The organism is Ureaplasma parvum serovar 3 str. ATCC 27815 (assembly GCF_000019345.1).
Lineage (GTDB): Bacteria > Bacillota_I > Bacilli_A > Mycoplasmatales > Mycoplasmoidaceae > Ureaplasma > Ureaplasma parvum.
Genome location: NC_010503.1, coordinates 126,315 through 147,012 on the forward strand (window position 1 = coordinate 126,315; position 20,698 = coordinate 147,012).

The following is a 20,698-nucleotide window of genomic DNA, read 5'->3' on the forward strand; positions in this document are numbered from 1 at the left end:
TATAAATTTATAAAGGGTTTATAAATATGGATAATAAAAAAGAAATTGAACGAAACAATTTACATGCAACAATTTGAAAAATTGCTGATGAGCTCCGTGGCGCAATTGATGGATGAGATTTTAAACAATATGTTTTAGGAATATTATTTTATCGATATATATCAGAAAACTTAACTAAATATATTAACGATAATGAGCATAAAATAGGTGATCATGATTTTAACTATGAAACATGTAATGATGATGATGTAGATGAAGAAATGAAAATAACCTTAATTAAAGAAAAAGGTTTTTATATTAAGCCGTCATTTTTGTTTGCTAATATTGTTAAAAATGCTGAAAAAAATGAAAATTTAAATGAAACTTTGGAAACTGTTTTTAACAATATTGAAGGATCATCCTCTGGTTATGATTCTGAAAAAAATTTAAAAGGGTTATTTAATGATATTGATGTTAATAATAGTCGTTTAGGAAGTACTACACAAGAAAGAAATAAAAGACTAGCAAGAATTTTAATTAGAATTATATATAAAAATATGGATTTATTAATTTTAAAACCATATATAAATAAAAAAGAGATTCCTAATTAACTTAGTAATCTCTATCATTTAATTAAATACTTTTTAATTAATGTTGGTGACTGTGATGATGATGGTGTTCATGTTCGTGACCACCACAGCAATCATCTTTAGTTCCACCACAACATTCTTCTTGGGTTTCTGATGTTTTTGTTTCCGAGTCACAGCAAACTTCATGTTCATGTTCGTGACCACCACAACAATCATCTTTAGCTCCGCCACAGCATTCTTCTTCAACTTTTACTTCTGAATTACAACAAGCTTCATTTTCTTCATCGCTACAGCATTCATCTTCACAACAGCAATCTTCTTCATAATCATCATCTTCACTAAAATGAATATCTAAGAAAACTTCTGATAAATCTAATACTGTATCATTAGAAATTAAAAAAGCATCAATTTTTGCTTGTAACTCTTCTTTTTTAAGATCAAATAAAATGTTTGTTGATTCAAAATCAGCATAATTAATATACAACTCTGATCCTAGATCGCTTGTTTTATAAGCTTCATCTCCACCAAGTTCTAAATATGAATCAATATCTTCTGGAAGAATATTAATTGTACGTGCGTTGTCTAAATTAATGTAAGAAACACCTGTTTTAATGTATTTAGCCATAAATATACTCCTTAATTATTAAATATTATTAGGTTTCACCTTATTATTTTATACCAAATATTTCATTCTTATATTTATGATTCAAAGAAGATTATTTTTAATAAATAACCTAAGGTATTTAAATTATATATGTTTTTTATATTATATATTAAATTGTTATCATTTAAAATGATATAAATAAAATACAATTTTTATTATTAAAAACAATAACTATTAGGTATAAATATGGACAAAATTATCATTAAAGGCGCTAGAGAAAATAATTTAAAAAATATTGATCTAGAAATTCCTAAAAATAAACTAGTTGTTATTACAGGTGTTTCAGGATCAGGTAAATCATCGCTTGCTTTTGATACGATTTTTGCTGAAGGAAAACGTCGTTATTTTGAATCACTTTCAAGTTATGCCCGCCAGTTTTTAGGTGGAAATGATAAAGCTGATGTTGAAAGTATTGAAGGTTTATCACCAACCATTGCTGTTGATCAAAAATCAACAAATCAAAATCCAAGATCAATTGTTGGGACAATTACAGAAATCTATGATTATTTACGAGTTTTATTTGCTCGTGTTGGAACACCTTTTTGTCCAAATGGGCATGGTCAAATTAAATCACAAACTCCAAAACAAATTGCTGATTTCTTATTTAGCTTATCACCTAAAAGTAAAATACAAATTCTTGCACCAATTGAAATTAAAAAAGGTTATAAAATTAATGATGTTTTAAATAATTTAAGAAATCAAGGTTATTTAAGAGTTTTAGTTAATAATGAAGTTTATCAATTAGATGAAAATTTGCCTCAATTTTTAGATAACAAAAAAACAGATGTTGCAATCATTGTTGATCGTTTAATTTTAAATATTGATCACCAAACAAAAACACGAGCACTAGATGCTATTGAATTTGCTTTAAATTATAGTGGGGGAGAAATTGCATTTAAGGTTAATGATGATATTCATTACTTTACACAAAACGATGTTTGTCAAGTTTGTGGTTTTAAAATTAAAGAAATTGAACCAACATTATTTTCATTTAATTCACCAATTGGTGCTTGTGAACAGTGTAAAGGGCTAGGATATAATTATGTTCCTGATGAGCGTAAAATGATCCCTAATCCAAATTTATCAATTAACGAAGGCGGTTTAGATTATTTTAAAAACACTGTTAATACAACTAATCTTGATTGACAACGTTTTAATTCAATTATTAAACACTATAAAATTGATAAAACTAAACCTTTAAAAGAATTAGATCGTAAAGAAATAGATTTATTACTATATGGATCAGATGAAGCAATTGAGATTGATATAACTTCTGCAAATAATAAAAAGTATTCATCAATAGATTATGTTGAGGGGGTTTTAGAATTAGTTAATCGTCGTTATCAAGAGACATCAAGTGAATTAGCCCGTGAACATTACAATAAATACATGAGTGAAAAAGTTTGTAAATCATGTAAAGGCAAAAAACTATCTTCACAAGCTTTATCGGTTTTAATTAATAAAATTAACATTATTGATTTTATTGAAAAAAACATTGATGAGGCGATTGATTTTTTATTACACTTAGATTTGAATGAAGCACAAACAAAAATTGCCAATCCAATTTTAAAAGAAGTTTTAGATCGTTTAGGATTTTTAAAAAATGTTGGTTTAGAATATTTAACTTTAGCTCGTCCTGCATCAAGTTTATCAGGGGGCGAAGCACAACGGATTCGTTTAGCCACTCAAATCGGCTCTAAACTAACAGGTATTTTATATGTACTTGATGAACCATCAATTGGTTTGCATCAACGCGATAACGATAAATTAATTAATACATTAAAAGAAATGCGTGATTTAGGTAATACAGTTATAGTTGTTGAACATGATGAAGAAACAATGCTAGCAGCTGATTATTTAATAGATATTGGTCCTCAAGCTGGAGTTAATGGTGGTTATGTAATAGCAGCTGGAACACCACAAGAAGTAATGCAAAATCCTAATTCACTAACAGGACAATATTTATCAAAACAAAAAGATATTTTAGTTCCTAAAACACGAAGAAGTGGTAATGGTCATAAAGTTATTTTAAAAGGTGCAAAACATAATAATTTAAAAAATGTTGATTTAACAATTCCTTTAGGTAAATTCATTTGTGTTACTGGAGTTTCAGGATCTGGTAAATCATCACTAATTTTAGAAACATTAGTTAAAGCTATTGAATACACTAATTTTAATCCTTTTGTAATTCCAGGCGAGTATAAAGATTTAATTGGCGCATCGAATGTTGATAAAATCGTTGTCGTTAATCAAGATGCAATTGGTAGAACTACGAGATCAAATCCAGCTACTTATGTTGGGGTATTTGATGATATTAGAACAGTATTTGAAAATACAATTGAAGCTAAAGCACGTGGCTATAGTAAAAGTCGTTTTTCTTTTAATATTAAAGGAGGCCGTTGTGAACGTTGTTGGGGGGATGGTACGATTCGCATTGAGATGCACTTTTTACCAGATGTTTATATAAGTTGTGAAGAATGTCATGGAAAACGTTATAACGATGAAACACTTCAAGTTAAATTTAAAGGTAAATCAATTTATGATGTACTAAAAATGCCAATCGATGAAGCTTTAGTATTTTTTGAAAATTATCCTGGTATTCATCGTAAACTACAATTATTAGTTGATGTTGGTTTAGGATATTTAGAGTTAGGAGCCTCTTCAACTTCATTATCAGGGGGCGAAGCACAACGTATTAAGTTAGCTAAGTTTTTACAACGTAAGCCAACAGGAAAAACATTATTTGTTTTAGATGAACCAACAACAGGACTGCATATTGATGATGTAGCTAAATTAATTAAAATTTTAGATAAAATTGTTGATGGAGGAGACACTGTTTTAGTTATAGAACACAATCTTGATTTAATTAAGGTTGCAGATTATATTATTGATATTGGCCCTGAAGGTGGTAATAAAGGTGGTAAAATTATAGCTACTGGTACTCCAGAGCAATTACTAAGTAAAAAGGACATATCTTATACTGCTCAATATTTAGAAAAGTATTTAAAAAAGAACTAAATTTATGAAACATAAGACAAAAAAAATAACGCTTTTAATAGCAGGAATTACTTTAACTTCATTATGTACAATTTTTGCTATTACAGCTTGTAGTAAGCAAAAATCACAACCAAATCCAAAAATAAAACCCAATAAAATTATTGAGAAAATTGATCAAGCATTTTTTAATGAATTTAAAACAAAAATTGAACAAAAACGCACACTTCCAAATATTAAAATCACTTCAACCTTTAAAATTCCTTTTGAGAAAAACGAAAACACTTTAAAATCCCCACTTTTTAAAATTGGTGAGAAATCGGTTTTTGATTTAAAACAAAATGAAATTCCAATAACATGAGTTCAAGATTTAAAAGATTATTTTTTATCGCAAAAAACCATTTTAACTTATTATTCATTAGCAAATTTAAAACTAACAGGCAATGATGCTAAAGATGCATATTTTTTAGAATTTATTCAATATATTCAAAATATGCAACAAAAAGGAATTATATCAGAAGATTTTTATCAACAATTATGATATTTAATTAGTGAAATTAGTGACTATGATATGCAAAATGGTATTTTACGTTCAGTATATCGTATCGCTAATCCTAAACTTGCAATCAAGGATTTTTACCTTGATGGTTCGCTTTATGGATTTAAAAAAGAAAAAAGTAAATACATGAATTTTACAAGTTTGTTTCAATGACCGAATGCAGAAGAAAAAGCAACTTTTGATGTTGTTTTTAAAAATAAAAACAGCGCTCAGTCTTATACAAAAAAGATTGAACTGATTTATTCTAAAGAAAAAAAATTTATTTTAGATTCATTAATTAATTATAGTGAGTTTACTCCAGGTGAATATGAATTAGTATCAATTAAAAAACATGATGATATGAATGCCAAGAATTTGATTAATCCCAACAACCCTAATATTGCAAAAATTTTTAAAATTAAAGTTTTTAAAGAAAACGAAAAATTTAAACCAATAACCTTAACGTCAATTAATCAACAAGAAGCGGATGAATATGATCGACAAAGAAATCAAATTATTCATAAAAATAATTCAGAAATTGGGATATTAGATGATTCAAATAAAATTAAAGAGTTAGGAACTTTTTTATATTTTAAAAAACCTTTATCTGAAATTACAATCAACGATTTTGATCGTTATTTTAGAACTTATTTTATTTGTCCAGAGCAAGATTTTAATGATTTTAGTCGTCAATATAAAATTACTAAAATTGATAAACAAAAACAAATAATAGAACTAAGTATATTACATATTAATAATAAAACAAATGAAATTTATAGTTCACCAATTAATTTTAAGTTTTATTACAAAAAAATATATGATATTAACAAAAACACTGATGCACGATTAGATTTAAGTTTTGATGAATCTAAAAAAGAACAAAAACAAAAACTACAAGAGTTAGTTAATAAATTAAATTTTGATAAACTTACTTATAATGATTTAAGTGAATTAGCTGTTGTGATGTTTGAGGATGTGGATTTAGAAAACACTAAAATTTATGTTGAAATGATTAAAAATAAAGATCGTTCAATTACTTTAAAAGCTTTTGTTGATAAAGCTTTTAAAAATGGAAAATTAAAGGTAAGTAATAAACCAGATATTTTAATAAAAGAGTTTAAAATAAACTATTTTATGCCTAATTACTTTAAATAATAATAATTACTTAATGGTATAATAGTATGATTAAAAATCAAAAAACAAGAAATGATGGTATAAAAATGAAAGATATTGATCCAAGAATAAAAGAGGTTTTGATCACTGAAGAACAAATTGATCAAAAAATCACTGAAGCAGCTAATTGAATCAATAAGGAATATGAAGGTAAAGAACCAATTATAATTGGTATTTTAAAAGGATGCATTCCATTTATTGGCAAATTATTACCAAAAATTAAAATTGACATGAAACTAGATTTTTTAGCAATTAGTAGTTTTAAGGGAGCAACTAGTGCTCAAACAGAACCAGAAATTATTACTGATCTTAAATTTGAAGTTAAAGATCGTGATCTAATTTTAGTAGAAGATATTGTTGATACAGGACGCACAATTAAAAAGGTTTATGATTTACTTAAAATTCGAGGCGCTCGTTCAATTAAATTAGTTACCTTGGTTGATAAAAAAGACGGCCGATTAGTAGATTTACAAGCCGATTTTGTATGTTGTGATATTCCATTAGTCTTTATTGTTGGTTTTGGTTTAGATTATAAAGAAATTATGCGTAATTTACCATATATTGGTGTTTTAAAAGAAGAAGTTTATCAAAATGATTTAAATAATAAAAACGAAGGGGATGGAGAGTAATTAGATGTATTTTTTAAAAAAAATAGTAAATTTATTTAGTTCAAAAATTGAATCAGAAGATAATAATGTTAAAAAAGACGACTTAACTCAACCACGTAAACAATCGCCAGAAGCGCGCAAACGAAGAAATCGAAGAATTATATTTTGATTAATTATTTTATTAATTATAGGAACAATTATTGGAGTTATTATTTATTTTTCTGTTCGTAAAGAATATGATAACGTAATTGTTAAAAGTGCTCAAACAGAAGTTGTTAATAACAAAAAAGTTTTATATTTAAATACTATTAGGCCTAATAGCACTCAAATAACACGTTATACAATTGATGAAGATCAACTACTTACTGCACGTGTTAATATTTTAAATAATACTAATTTTCAAATAATTTCTAATGCATCAAGTTTAGGGCTGTCAAGAATCTCATTTAATATTGTGCGTGAAGGTGTTGAAAAGTTTAAACTTGGTGAAACAAATATCTATGCACCAATTTCTGGGAATACTAATAATCAATGAAATTGGTTAACATCTATTATTACTCAAAATGCAGGAATTCCATCTTCTGGCTTTAATCCACAAGTTATTATTTCTCCATTAATTTCAATTATTTTCTTCATAATTTTCTTATACATTATTTTACGTGTTTCTAAAGCACAAAGCGACTCTTTATTAGGAACTAATAAGGCGAATGCTAAACTAACAAAATCTGGTGTTCGCTTTAGTGATGTTGCTGGAATTGCTGAGGTTAAAGAAGAATTAATTGAAATTGTTGATTTCTTAAAAGAACCTAAAAAATATGTTGCTGCTGGTGCTAGAATCCCAAAAGGTGTAATGTTATATGGACCTCCAGGAACAGGAAAAACATTAATTGCTAAAGCTGTAGCTGGTGAAGCTAATGTTCCATTCTTTCAAACAACGGGTTCATCTTTTGAAGATACTTTTGTTGGAGTTGGTGCACGTCGTGTGAGAGAATTATTTGAAAAAGCACGTAAGAGTGCTCCCGCCATTATTTTTATTGATGAAATTGACTCAGTAGCTAAAAAACGTGGTAATTCATTAACTGCTGTACAAGACCAAACAATTAACCAATTATTATCAGAATTAGATGGTTTTGATACTTCAAGTGGTGTAATTGTTATGGCTGCGACAAATAGATTAGACACATTAGATGACGCAATTTTACGTCCTGGACGTTTTGACCGACAAATTAGTGTTAACTTACCAGATATTTTAGAACGTGAACAAATTTTAAGAATTCACTCACGTAATAAAAACTTATCTGCGAAAGTTAGTTTAGAAGATATTGCACGTCGTACTGCTGGATTTAGTGGTGCACAATTAGAAAATGTTTTAAATGAAGCCGCATTACTATCAGTTAGAGATAAAGCAACATCAATTCATATGAATCATTTAGATGAAGCGATTGATCGTGTTATTGCAGGACCTTCACGTCCTAATAAAGTTATTTCTGAACGTGAACGTGAACAAGTTTCATACCATGAAGCTGGACATGCATTAATTGGTTTATATTCACCAGGTGCTGATGTTGTTCAGAAAATTACTATTGTTGCTCGTGGTCGAGCTGCTGGTTATACACTACAAACTCCTGAAAGAAATGAAAATATTTTACAAAATAAAACTGAATTAATTAGTCGAGTGCGTACTGCATTAGGTGGTCGAGCTGCAGAAGAGTTAATTTATGGACCTAATGAAATTACAACAGGTGCAGCAAATGACTTTTATAAAATTACAAACATCGTAAGAGCAATGGTAGCTTCTTTTGGAATGACAGATGTGGGTTTAACGCAATATATTGCTACTGAAGGTGTTGATAACCCTTATCGAAATAGTTATTCAGAACAAACAGCATTAGCAATTGATATTGAAATTGAAAAAATTATTCAACGTGAATATAAAATTGTTAAAGAAATGATTAATGAACATCGTGAAGAATTGGAATTAATCGTTCAAACATTATTAGAATTAGAAACAATTTTAAAGCCACAAATTGATTATATTCACCAATACAAACAATTACCACCAGAGGTAATTGCTAATAAAAACAAACGTGAAGCTTCTCAAAAACAAGCAAATAGTAGTGTAGAAGAAGCAAAAGTTGTTGACGATGAAGAATCAATAAAAGATAAAGAAAAAGATCAAAAATCTAACTAAATTATTAAATAAAATGCTTGCTAACCTTTTTGTTTGGTTAAATAGCATTTTATTTTATTAAAATATATGTTTATATAGGTTGTTAAGCAAACTTAAAGAGGAAGAGTTATATGTTTGATATTAATTTAATACGAAAAGATATTGCAACTACTAAAGAAAAGATGTTAAATAAAAAGGTGCCAAGCAATTTGTTTGATCAAATTTTTGATTTAGATGTTTTAGTACGAAGTTTAATGCAACAAGAACAAAATCTTAATGCTAAGAAAAATCAATTATCAAAAGAAATTGGTATTTTAGCTAAAAACAAAGATCCTAAATTACAACAAACATTAGATTTAGTTAATAATATTAAAAACGAATTGCAAGATATTTCATTAACATTATCAAACAAACAAGATGAATTAAATAAATTATTATTAGTAATTCCTAATATGCCAGATGATTCAGTGCCCATTGGCAATGATGAAAATGACAACGTCGAAATTAAAAAAGTTTTTAAACCAAAAAAATTTGATTTTTTACCCCTTGCGCATTGAGATTTAGCAGTAAAAAACAAGTTAATTGATTTTGATAAATCAACAAAAATTACTGGTAGTCGTTTTATTATTTATACTAATTTTGGTGCACGTTTATATCGTGCTTTACAACAATTTTGTTTAGATATGAATGTAAAAGCAGGTTTTAGTGAAATTTGAGCACCTGTTATTGTTAATCAAGAATCTTTAATTGGTTCTGGAAACTTACCTAAATTTGCAGATGATTTATTCAAATTAGAAAATTCAAATTATTATTTATCACCAACTGCTGAAGTGCAATTAACAAATTTACATCGTAATGAAATTTTAAAAGCTAGTGATTTACCTTTATACTATACAGCTCTAACACCTTGTTTTCGTAGTGAAGCAGGATCTGCAGGACGCGATGTTAGAGGTGTAATTCGTCAACACCAATTCCATAAAGTAGAATTAGTAAAATTATGTAAACCAGAAGATAGTTTTAAAGAATTAGAATCAATGACAAGACAGGCTGAAAGTATTTTAGAAGCTTTAGAATTACCTTATAGAAGAATCGTTTTATGCACAGGCGATTTAGGTTTTAGTTCAGCTAAAACATATGATTTAGAAGTTTGATTACCATCATATAACGCTTATAAAGAAATTTCAAGTTGTTCAAATTGCACTAATTTCCAAGCGCGTCGTGCAAAAATTCGTTATAAAGAAACAATTGATGCAACAACCGAATTAGTTCATACATTAAACGGATCATCATTAGCAATTGATCGATTATGGGCTGCAATTGTTGAAAATTATCAACAAGAAGATGGTAGTATCAACATTCCTAAAGTATTAAAAAAATACATCTATTAATAAATAAAATAAGAAGTTAACTTTAGTCATAAAGCTAGCTTCTTATTTTTAATAAATACTGCTTGAAATTTTATACCTTTATTGATTGATATATCATTAATTACTATATGAAATATTTATTGGTTTTTAAATCAAAATTATTATTTTAATTTAAATAATTAAAAAATAAATTAAACTCTAAAAAAAGAGTTTTTTCTTTGCTTTTACTATTAAAATTTAAGCTATTTTTCATATAAAAAAAACTTAAAAACAAAGCAAATTTTTACTTTAAAATCAAATTTAAAAAAAATAGTTGTTTTTAATAATTTTATTAGTGTTTTTTATGTTATATTTTATTTGTTTTCAATTTTGAAATATCATGAGTTTACTCATGTTTTATTTTTTTATTTATGGAGGATATATATGGAAAAAACACTCCTACATCTTAGAGATATTACAAAAATCTATGATGATGGATTTGCTGCTGTAAACAAATTTGATTTAAAAATAAAAAAAGGTGAATTTGTCACTTTATTAGGACCAAGTGGTTGTGGTAAGACAACAATGTTAAAAATTATTGCTGGATTTGAACAACCTACTAATGGAAAAATTTTATATAATGGAATTGATATTAAGGATATGCCAATTCGACTAAGACCAACATCAACGGTGTTTCAAGACTATGCGCTATTCCCTAATATGACTGTTAAACAAAACATAAAATATGGTTTAAAACTAATGCGTAAACCAAAAGATAATGTTGATCAAAGTATTTATTTGCAAGCTGATAAAGTTTATAATTCAGCTTCTAAAAAAGCAAATGAAAAAATTAAAGAATTAAAAAAACAAAGACGCGGGTTATTGGCTGAAATCAAAAAAATGGATCTTAAATACCAAAAGAATAAGAACATTTTTGAAATAAAAGAAATGCGAAAAAACCAATATCTTGGCACACTTGATGAACTTTATCAAAAACAAGGTATTAATAAAAATGGAAAACCAGGTTTTTTAAATTATTTTAAAAGTTGATTTAGTCATGAAAAATTGAATTTAAACGATCCAATTGATAGAGAAATTTTTAATTTAAAAAAAGCATATAAAGAAAAAAGTGGATTAGATAAACGATATGATAAGATTACTTACAAATATAATGATCTTGATTATTGAGAATCATATTGAGCAACTTATCCACAATTAAAAAAAGAACAATTTGAAAATAAAAATATTACACGATTATTAACTAAAGAAGAAGTCGAAAAAGAAGCAAATCGTGTAATTAATTTAGTTGGTTTAAGTGCACGTAAGGATTCGTATCCAAGTGATTTATCGGGTGGTATGCAACAACGTGTTGCACTAGCACGTTCACTAGTAATACAGCCTGAAATTATTTTATTAGATGAACCATTAAGTGCACTAGATGCAAAAGTACGTAAACAATTACAAGATGAATTAAAAAAACTACATAAAAATTTAGGAATCACCTTTATTTTAGTAACTCATGATCAAGAAGAGGCTTTAAGTTTATCAGATAAAGTTGTGGTTATGTCAAATGGTCAAATCGAACAAGTCGGTAAACCAAGTGATATTTATGATTCACCAAATTCATTGTGAGTAGCTAATTTTATTGGTAAAACTAATATTTTTGAAGGTCATTATATTGCTAAAGGTGAAGTTGAATTTGATGGTATTACTTCTAAAACAGATGTGATTAATGGTTTTAGCGAAAATGAAGCGTGTTATATTATGATTCGCCCAGAAGACTTTGATGTTGTTAAAAAAGACGAAGGATCAATTAATGCTAGAGTTGAATCAGTATTATATAAAGGGTTAATGTGAGATATTAAGTGTAAATATAATGACATGATTATTAGTGTTGAAGGTGTTAATAAAGTTAATGAAGGTGATGAAATTGGTTTAGATTGAGATGACATTGATGTGCATGTAATTAAAAAGGATTATTTAAATAATGAACAAGCAATTTAATTTCAATTTTGCACCATCTAAATTATCAGATATTAACAAAAAAAACGAAACAGTATTTTTTTTAAAAGAAGTTAAAGTAATTAAAAAAAACAATCGTAAGCATTATAAACAAACTCTTTTTGATAAATTAAAAATGAATAAGGCACTAATATTAACAATTCCTTATTTTTTAGTAACTATTTTTTTATTGATAATACCATTGGTTAGTATTATTGTTAAAACTTTTATTAACAATACTGATTCAACTGGTGTAACAACAAACATCATTGATAATTGGTCAGTAATTACGCCAACTATTGGAATGAAAATTTTTAATTCGTTATGAATCGCTGCAGTTGCTACAATTTTTTGTTTAATTATTGGTTATCCATTTGCGTATTTTTTAAGTATTGGTAAATCAAAATTTTTAAAAGCAATTGCAATTGCACTAATTACTTCACCAATTTGGATGAGTATGTTAGTAAAACTAATTGGTATTAAAACCTTTTTTGATGTAGTAAATGGAGAAATTAATAGTACACATGGGCACATTTTTACTATTTTAGGTTTAGTTTATATTAATTTGCCATTAATGATTTTGCCTATTTATACATCTTTGTCAACAATGCCTAAAAACCTAGTTAATGCTAGTTATGATTTAGGAAGAGGTTTTTTTTACACCTTCTTTCATATTGTAATTCCTTACACTAAAAATGCTTTAATTTCAGGAGTTTGGATTGTTTATTTAGCAGCATTTACATCAGTTGTGGTTTCAGGTTTTTTAAATAATGATAACGCTGGAGGACTAATTGGTGGAGAAATCTTTGCTCAAGGACAAGACGGTATTTCAAGTGGAGTTCAACTATCACGGTCATCAACAATTACTTTAGTAATTAGTTTAATTTTATTAGGGATTTATCTTATTATTGTTATTATTCCAAAAATAGTCCAATTAATTTATTACAAACGAAAAAATCTAAAAAAAGGAGTAAAGAATAATGAAGCAGATTAATTGATTGTCTTGATTGCGTAATTTTTATATTTGAATTATTTTAGCAATCATTTATATTCCTTTAATTATCATTGTTTTATTATCATTTACCACACCTTCAATTAAAGGAAACATTACATCAGCTTTTAACTGGAATGATGGTTCAAATTATTTAACACTAACAACCAATCAATTTACAGATGCTTTAATTAATACAATTATTATTTCAGTTATCGCTGTACCAATTTCTACAATCATTGCAACAATAACTTGTTTTGGGGTTTGGCATGCAAAAATATTTTATAAAAAATTAATGACAGCATCATCACAAACAAACATAATGATTCCAGACGTAATTAGTGGTATTTCATTATCTTTATTATTTGCTGCTACTTTTATTCCAATTGGTTTTAGTTTTGGATTTGGTACGATTATATTAGCACACATTTCTTCTTGCACTCCTTATGCAATTATGATTATTTATCCTAGAATGTTAAAAATGAAAAAAAATTTAATTCTTGCTAGTTATGATTTAGGTTATACAAAAATTGCAACCTTTTTTAGAATTATTTTACCTTATTTATTACCTTCAATTATTTCAGCAACAATCATTGTTTTTGCTATGTCTTTTGATGATTTTATTATTACTAAATTGGTTGGAGGTAAAGTTAATACCATTGGAACAGAAATGTATTCGATGGCTAAAGGAATTAAAGCATGAGCGGTTTGTTTTGGTGCTTTAATGGTTTTATTAACAATTTTAATTGCTGCATTAATTAGTGCTAATAAAATTATTAAGTTAAAATTAATTAATAAACAAACTAATAAACGCAAATTAAAAATTTGAAATAGACAGGTTTAAATTATGAAAATTAATAAAAAATTATTAAAAATTTTTGCTGGAATTACTAGTTTGTTAGTTTTTATACCTATAATTACAGCTTGTAGTCAAAAATCAAAACTTGTAGTTGGTAATTTTGATTCTTATATGGATCCAGATGTTGCTAATGAGCAAGCAAAACGATTTCGTAAAAATAATTTATCATATAGTTTTTATGATAATAATGAAATTTTAAGTTCATTAATTAAAGCAAAAATTTCAGATGTACAAGTTGCTTCAGCATATGAAGTAGCTAAATTAGCAAAAAATGGATTAATTAAGAAAATTAATTGAGCAAAATTTAATTTGAAAGATGAAAATAACCAAACAATTACTTCAATTGAAGGTTTAAAAAAAATTTTCACAAAGCAAGTTTGAGCAATTTCAAATGCTTATTCATCATATTTAGGAGATTTAGATAAGGATGGTAAAAATGACCAATTATTAGAATATATGATTCCTTATTTTTACCAAGATTTAATTTTTGCTTATCGTGGTAAAAAAATTCCTAATTTGGATGATAATAAAAAAGATGTTTATTGAAGTGATGTTTTTAAAGAATTAACACGTAATGATGGCACACCCAATCGTTTTTTATATGAACAAAAAGCTAATTTAGGATTTGGTGTAGATAAAAGAACTCCGATTACAATTGCTAAAAATAAAACAAAAATTATAGCTATTGATGATGCGAGAACAATTTATGATATTGCTAAAATTATGCAATTAGAAGGGGATAATAAAAATAACATTATTAAAATTATTAATCATGAAATTCTAGGAATTGATAATAGTATTAGTCAAATTTTACATATTTTAAAAAATCCGAATATAAAAGAAGATATTAAAGAAGAAAATATTAAAAAATTAAAGCGTTTGCAAAAACAATTAGAAGATAGACAAAAAGAATTAAAAACGAATGTGTTCTTACCAGATAGTAGTAGTGTATCTTATATTGAAGATAAATTAAACAATATTAGTAATATGTTTAAAAATCTACATCCTAACTCTATGTATTTAAAAGCAAATTCAAACGATGTATTAAATGATTTAGCAATGGCTAATGTTGCTGGAGCAATTGCTTATAGTGGCGATATTGCTTTTGCTGCTAATGGGGGCGAGTATACAACTGAAGCTGATTCAAATTATGCAAACATGAAGCCAACATCAGATAATTTTCATGTTGTACGACCTAAAGATACGATGAGTGTTTTAGATGGTTTTACAATTAGTAACTCAATTAATAAACAAAACGAACAAGCAGCCTATGAATATTTAAATGAATTATGTTTTGCTGGTCTTAATGAAAAAAACACAGATGGAGAATCTAAAATTTTAGACTATGGTTTGAAAATTCATCGTAATAAAACACCAAAAGAAATTGCTGATTACGAAAATAGTTTAGATGATCAAAATGAAGTTGGTGACGTTTTAGAAGATAGTGGATATTTGTATACGCCAATGCGTAATTTTGATTATGTTCAATATTCGCCAACACTAAATACAATTGCTGATTATGTTTTAGATGAAAACAATGGATTTTATGGAAAAACTGGTTTTGAAAGTGATTTATTAAGACAAAAAATGGTTGAAATCTTTGAAATTGATACAAAATATAAAACAAAAAAAGAGCGCCAACGTAAACATAAATATATTTCATTATTAAATGAAATTATTAATCACATTTATAATACTTATCAAAAAGATAAAAAATTTATTTTTAATCCTACGTTAATTAATGATATATACGAACAAAAACCGATTAAAAATTTAATATATGAGTGTTTAAATAATTTAAATATTAAAATTGAATCACATGTTTTTAATAATTATCTTTTATTAAAATTAGAAGCTATTTTTAATAACATCAATGAAGAGGTTGAAGAACACGCTGCTTTAAACGCGACATTAAGAAAAATTTTTAATGTTCGTTTAAATATTAATACTTTAGAATTTCCCACAAATGATTTATCAATTTCTAATTTAAAATTAGCATACCTTGCCTTCCGTGAAAAGATTTAAAAATATTAATTTAAGGTTGTTAAAAGGTTCTCATTTTTCAATATAAACGTTAGTTTATTATATAATTAATATATAAGAATTTTATAATGGGGTAGTTATGAATTATAAATATAGTGCTGAAGAAAAACAAATTATTTATAACTATATTTTAAGAGAATATGGGCAAGTGGACCACATTATATTTTTATCAAATGAACATATACGTGTTCCGATTGAATATGATATTTTAGTTATTAAAAAACAAAACTTACAAATATTAATGACTTTTGGACTAGGTGCTTTTAAATCACATAATCACGAAGAAAATACGCAAGAGCGTGCTGAGATTTTTTTAGAATTACCTGTTGATTGAGATTTTAATAAACATGAAAACATGTGACCAGTTCATTTTTTAATTAATATCGTTAAATATTCTTATTCAAATCATTTAACACTAAAATGATTACAAACCTTCATTAATCCCTCTTATTTTAATAAATCAAATAAAATTGCTGGGTTTTTAGATTTATCTTGATATGGCGAGAATTCTTTAGAGTGTAAAATTAATAATGATTTTTTTGTAAGTTTTTATCAAATTTTAATTATTGATGATGAAGAATTATTCTATGCAAAAACAAATGGAATTCGTGCTTTAAGTAAATTCTTTGATGATGGTAAATCAAGAATTGTTGATTTAAATCGAAAATCATTTGTTAAATAAAATACCAAGTCTAAAACTTGGTATTTTTCACAGATAAGTTAATAATAGTAAAAGAGATAGTGATGAAAATATGTGATAATATTAGTGAAATAAATGATGATCAGGATTTAGTCTTTATTGATATTGAAGCAACAGATAGTAAGGGCGAACAACGAATTATTCAGTTTAGCGGATACCGTTTAAATATTAAAAAAAATAAAATTTTTAATTTTAATAAAAAATTCAATCCTGAACAAGAAATTAATTCACGTATTAAAACCTTGCTGAACTTTAATAAAAATTTTAATAATATTGAACAAATGCCAAAATTAGATAAGCAAGCAGCAAGAGAAATTTATTGTTTTGTTAAAAATGCGATTGTCATTACTTTCACAGATTTTGATATTAAAAAAATGCACGAGCTTTTTACATATTATAATTTCGATTTTGAAAAAATCGTTTATTTTGATGTTTATAAGTTTTTTGAAAAAAAATTACAAACTAAATCAGTTCCTAGTTTATTTTCATTAGGAATTCTAAGTGGAATTAAAATTAATTTTTTCAAATTACATAATGCGCTATATGATGCTTTTATTTTAAAAGAAATTTTTATGTGTATTCGTCATAAAACGAACGAAGAATTATATGAAATGTATCGTTATTATGAATTTTTGCCAAAAATTATTTCTTCTTCATATTTTGTTACTAATGAACAAGAAAAAAACAGGGGAATTATTAAAAAAGAAATTAAGTATGTAATGTATATTAAAGAATTTGATTTCTCAAATAAATTTAATTTAGACTTTGTTGTTTATAAAAAAGATCATCATTTTTATTCAAAACCAATTTATGATAGTAGTTTAGAATTGCAAACAATTTCTTCACTAACTTCCAAATCTAATTTTATGAAAGTTAAATTAGCAAACATCTTTTTTAATTATTTAAGTAAAAGTGCTGTTTTTAGTATAAAAAAACTATCAATAAAACAAAGTGAAAAATTCTTAAAATTTTATAAAACACAGACTAATAAAAGAAAGGTTATTAAAGTTTTAAATTTAAATCTTAAAAAAGAAATTAAACCTGAGAATTTTGTCATAAAAGCTCAAATAATTTGTGAAATACTTTTTAAAAACCCAATAATTCATCATTTTGTACATGAATATTTAAAAATTTTTCAAAATATATTTTCTCAAGAAGAAAAAGATAATTAAAACTAAGGATTTAAAATTAAGTAATGAATTTAAAAGAAATTAAAATTAAAATTAACGATGCCAATCAACGTTTAGATCGTTTTTTATTAAAAAATTTTCCTAATTTATCAAGAATTGCTGTTTATAAAATAATTAGAACAAAAGATGTTAAAGTTAATCATAAGAAAGTTGATCATAATTATTTATTAAAAGAAAATGATGTTGTTAGTATTTATGCTAAGGAGAATTTTTTAGAAAAAAAAGTTGACTTATCTTTTGCTAATGCTAAAGATGAATTAGATATTATATATGAAGATAAAAATATTTTAGTTGTTCACAAACCGATTGGTTTAATTGTTCATGAAGATAATAGATATAAAAATGACACTTTACAAAATAGAATTAAGAAATATTTAGTTAAAAAGGATGAATATCATCCTTTTGATGAAAGTGCTTTTGTTCCTAGCTTATGTCATCGTTTAGATTTAAATACAAGTGGATTAATTGTTGCAGCTAAAACTGCAAATGCTTTAAGAGTAATTACTGAAATGTTTAAAAATAATGATGTGATTCGAATTTATAAATGTTTAACATACAATCAATTACCTAAAAATAATGATGTTATTTATAATTTCATGTATAAAGCTGATGATAACACAATGATTGTACAAAATTTTAAAACAAAATTTAATAAAACAGCAATTACCAAATATACATATATAGATAAGTATAAAAAATATTTTATTTATGACATTGAACTATTAACTGGAAGAACCCACCAAATACGAGCAGTTTTAAATTTTTTGCATGCACCAATTGTTGGTGAACAAAAATACATCACTAAAGATATTGATAAGAATCAAAATTATATGTATCAATGTTTAGTATCATATAAGATCAAATTTATTAATTTAAAGAAATATCAATGTGAAGAATTAAATTATTTAGAGAATAAAGAATTTAGAATAAAAAATATTTGATTTTTAAAATAAAAAATCTATATTGAATTAAGAATTTAAAAATATAAAAATACTTAATTAAAATTTAAAATAAATATCTTGACATTTTCTACACTTTTTTAATATAATCTTCTAGTGCTTTTAAGCAATTAGTTAAATAATTTAAAAAAATAAAATATTTCTTGACATTTTAAAAAAAATTGTTTATACTATAATGTATTGTGTTTAAAGATTATTAATAATTAATCACAATAAGAATGTTCTTTGAAAACTAAATAGAATCCGTCAATTTTAAAGAGTTTGATCCTGGCTCAGGATTAACGCTGGCGGCATGCCTAATACATGCAAATCGAACGAAGCCTTTTAGGCTTAGTGGTGAACGGGTGAGTAACACGTATCCAATCTACCCTTAAGTTGGGGATAACTAGTCGAAAGATTAGCTAATACCGAATAATAACATCAATATCGCATGAGAAGATGTAGAAAGTCGCTCTTTGTGGCGACGCTTTTGGATGAGGGTGCGACGTATCAGATAGTTGGTGAGGTAATGGCTCACCAAGTCAATGACGCGTAGCTGTACTGAGAGGTAGAACAGCCACAATGGGACTGAGACACGGCCCATACTCCTACGGGAGGCAGCAGTAGGGAATTTTTCACAATGGGCGCAAGCCTTATGAAGCAATGCCGCGTGAACGATGAAGGTCTTATAGATTGTAAAGTTCTTTTATATGGGAAGAAACGCTAAGATAGGAAATGATTTTAGTTTGACTGTACCATTTGAATAAGTATCGGCTAACTATGTGCCAGCAGCCGCGGTAATACATAGGATGCAAGCGTTATCCGGATTTACTGGGCGTAAAACGAGCGCAGGCGGGTTTGTAAGTTTGGTATTAAATCTAGATGCTTAACGTCTAGCTGTATCAAAAACTGTAAACCTAGAGTGTAGTAGGGAGTTGGGGAACTCCATGTGGAGCGGTAAAATGCGTAGATATATGGAAGAACACCGGTGGCGAAGGCGCCAACTTGGACTATCACTGACGCTTAGGCTCGAAAGTGTGGGGAGCAAATAGGATTAGATACCCTAGTAGTCCACACCGTAAACGATCATCATTAAATGTCGGCCCGAATGGGTCGGTGTTGTAGCTAACGCATTAAATGATGTGCCTGGGTAGTACATTCGCAAGAATGAAACTCAAACGGAATTGACGGGGACCCGCACAAGTGGTGGAGCATGTTGCTTAATTTGACAATACACGTAGAACCTTACCTAGGTTTGACATCTATTGCGATGCTATAGAAATATAGTTGAGGTTAACAATATGACAGGTGGTGCATGGTTGTCGTCAGCTCGTGTCGTGAGATGTTGGGTTAAGTCCCGCAACGAGCGCAACCCCTTTCGTTAGTTACTTTTCTAGCGATACTGCTACCGCAAGGTAGAGGAAGGTGGGGATGACGTCAAATCATCATGCCCCTTATATCTAGGGCTGCAAACGTGCTACAATGGCTAATACAAACTGCTGCAAAATCGTAAGATGAAGCGAAACAGAAAAAGTTAGTCTCAGTTCGGATAGAGGGCTGCAATTCGTCCTCTTGAAGTTGGAATCACTAGTAATCGCGAATCAGACATGTCGCGGTGAATACGTTCTCGGGTCTTGTACACACCGCCCGTCAAACTATGGGAGCTGGTAATATCTAAAACCGCAAAGCTAACCTTTTGGAGGCATGCGTCTAGGGTAGGATCGGTGACTGGAGTTAAGTCGTAACAAGGTATCCCTACGAGAACGTGGGGATGGATCACCTCCTTTCTTCGGAGTAAATTTTTAATTTACGTACTAATAAGTGTACATTTTTATTAAAATCCATATGAATATAAGCCACTTTTTTAAATATTTTTAAAAATTCATATGGTCGGATTCTATTTAGTTTTGAGAG

At 27.2% G+C, this 20,698-nt stretch carries 14 protein-coding genes and 1 rRNA gene; 14 read left to right on the forward strand and 1 reads right to left on the reverse strand.

All coding sequences use genetic code 4. The features are described from left to right. Window positions 1-26: 26 nt before the first annotated feature. Window positions 27-590 (forward strand): type I restriction-modification system subunit M N-terminal domain-containing protein, encoded by a 564-nt coding sequence (locus UPA3_RS00525; RefSeq protein ID WP_010891677.1) that lies wholly within the window; start codon window positions 27-29, stop codon window positions 588-590. A gap of 37 nt (window positions 591-627) precedes the next feature. On the opposite strand, the gene UPA3_RS00530 is transcribed toward UPA3_RS00525, so the two are convergent. Further along, window positions 628-1,194, reverse strand: a complete 567-nt coding sequence (locus tag UPA3_RS00530; protein WP_006689154.1) for a hypothetical protein — start codon at window positions 1,192-1,194, stop codon at window positions 628-630. Window positions 1,195-1,419: 225 nt separating this feature from the next. Between UPA3_RS00530 and uvrA the strand changes: the two genes are divergently transcribed. The 13 genes from uvrA to UPA3_RS00595 all read left to right on the forward strand — a co-directional run bounded on the left by uvrA (window position 1,420) and on the right by UPA3_RS00595 (window position 20,571). After that, entirely contained in the window at window positions 1,420-4,251 is a 2,832-nt protein-coding gene (gene uvrA, locus UPA3_RS00535; RefSeq protein WP_006688528.1) for an excinuclease ABC subunit UvrA, read from the forward strand. 4 nt (window positions 4,252-4,255) lie between these two features. Further along, on the forward strand, window positions 4,256-5,920 hold the full coding sequence (locus UPA3_RS00540; protein ID WP_006688595.1) for a hypothetical protein: 1,665 nt from the start codon (window positions 4,256-4,258) through the stop codon (window positions 5,918-5,920). Window positions 5,921-5,985: 65 nt separating this feature from the next. After that, entirely contained in the window at window positions 5,986-6,567 is a 582-nt protein-coding gene (hpt, locus tag UPA3_RS00545; RefSeq protein ID WP_006689289.1) for a hypoxanthine phosphoribosyltransferase, read from the forward strand. A gap of 4 nt (window positions 6,568-6,571) precedes the next feature. Beyond that, window positions 6,572-8,737 (forward strand): ATP-dependent zinc metalloprotease FtsH, encoded by a 2,166-nt coding sequence (gene ftsH, locus UPA3_RS00550; RefSeq protein WP_006688776.1) that lies wholly within the window; start codon window positions 6,572-6,574, stop codon window positions 8,735-8,737. A 110-nt stretch (window positions 8,738-8,847) separates the two neighbouring features. After that, entirely contained in the window at window positions 8,848-10,104 is a 1,257-nt protein-coding gene (gene serS, locus UPA3_RS00555) for a serine--tRNA ligase (RefSeq protein WP_006688660.1), read from the forward strand. A 402-nt stretch (window positions 10,105-10,506) separates the two neighbouring features. Beyond that, a complete protein-coding gene (locus UPA3_RS00560; RefSeq protein ID WP_006688552.1) occupies window positions 10,507-12,066 on the forward strand; it encodes an ABC transporter ATP-binding protein in 1,560 nt (519 codons plus the stop codon). Continuing rightward, a complete protein-coding gene (locus UPA3_RS00565) occupies window positions 12,050-13,057 on the forward strand; it encodes an ABC transporter permease (protein WP_006688430.1) in 1,008 nt (335 codons plus the stop codon). Before UPA3_RS00560 ends, UPA3_RS00565 begins: the two co-directional genes overlap by 17 nt. Then, on the forward strand, window positions 13,044-13,898 hold the full coding sequence (locus tag UPA3_RS00570) for an ABC transporter permease (protein ID WP_006688519.1): 855 nt from the start codon (window positions 13,044-13,046) through the stop codon (window positions 13,896-13,898). Before UPA3_RS00565 ends, UPA3_RS00570 begins: the two co-directional genes overlap by 14 nt. A 3-nt stretch (window positions 13,899-13,901) precedes the next feature. Then, window positions 13,902-15,938, forward strand: coding sequence for a type 2 periplasmic-binding domain-containing protein (locus UPA3_RS00575; protein WP_010891678.1), 2,037 nt, complete (start codon window positions 13,902-13,904; stop codon window positions 15,936-15,938). A 97-nt stretch (window positions 15,939-16,035) separates the two neighbouring features. Then, complete coding sequence (locus tag UPA3_RS00580) at window positions 16,036-16,638, forward strand: suppressor of fused domain protein (protein WP_006688801.1); 603 nt, start codon at window positions 16,036-16,038, stop codon at window positions 16,636-16,638. A 62-nt stretch (window positions 16,639-16,700) separates the two neighbouring features. Then, a complete protein-coding gene (locus tag UPA3_RS00585) occupies window positions 16,701-17,828 on the forward strand; it encodes an exonuclease domain-containing protein (protein WP_006689147.1) in 1,128 nt (375 codons plus the stop codon). A gap of 23 nt (window positions 17,829-17,851) precedes the next feature. Beyond that, the gene (locus UPA3_RS00590) at window positions 17,852-18,799 is read left to right on the forward strand and encodes a pseudouridine synthase (RefSeq protein ID WP_006688664.1); all 948 of its coding nucleotides are present in this window, start codon (window positions 17,852-17,854) and stop codon (window positions 18,797-18,799) included. 255 nt (window positions 18,800-19,054) lie between these two features. Next, window positions 19,055-20,571, forward strand: a 16S ribosomal RNA gene (locus tag UPA3_RS00595). Window positions 20,572-20,698 lie beyond the last annotated feature (127 nt).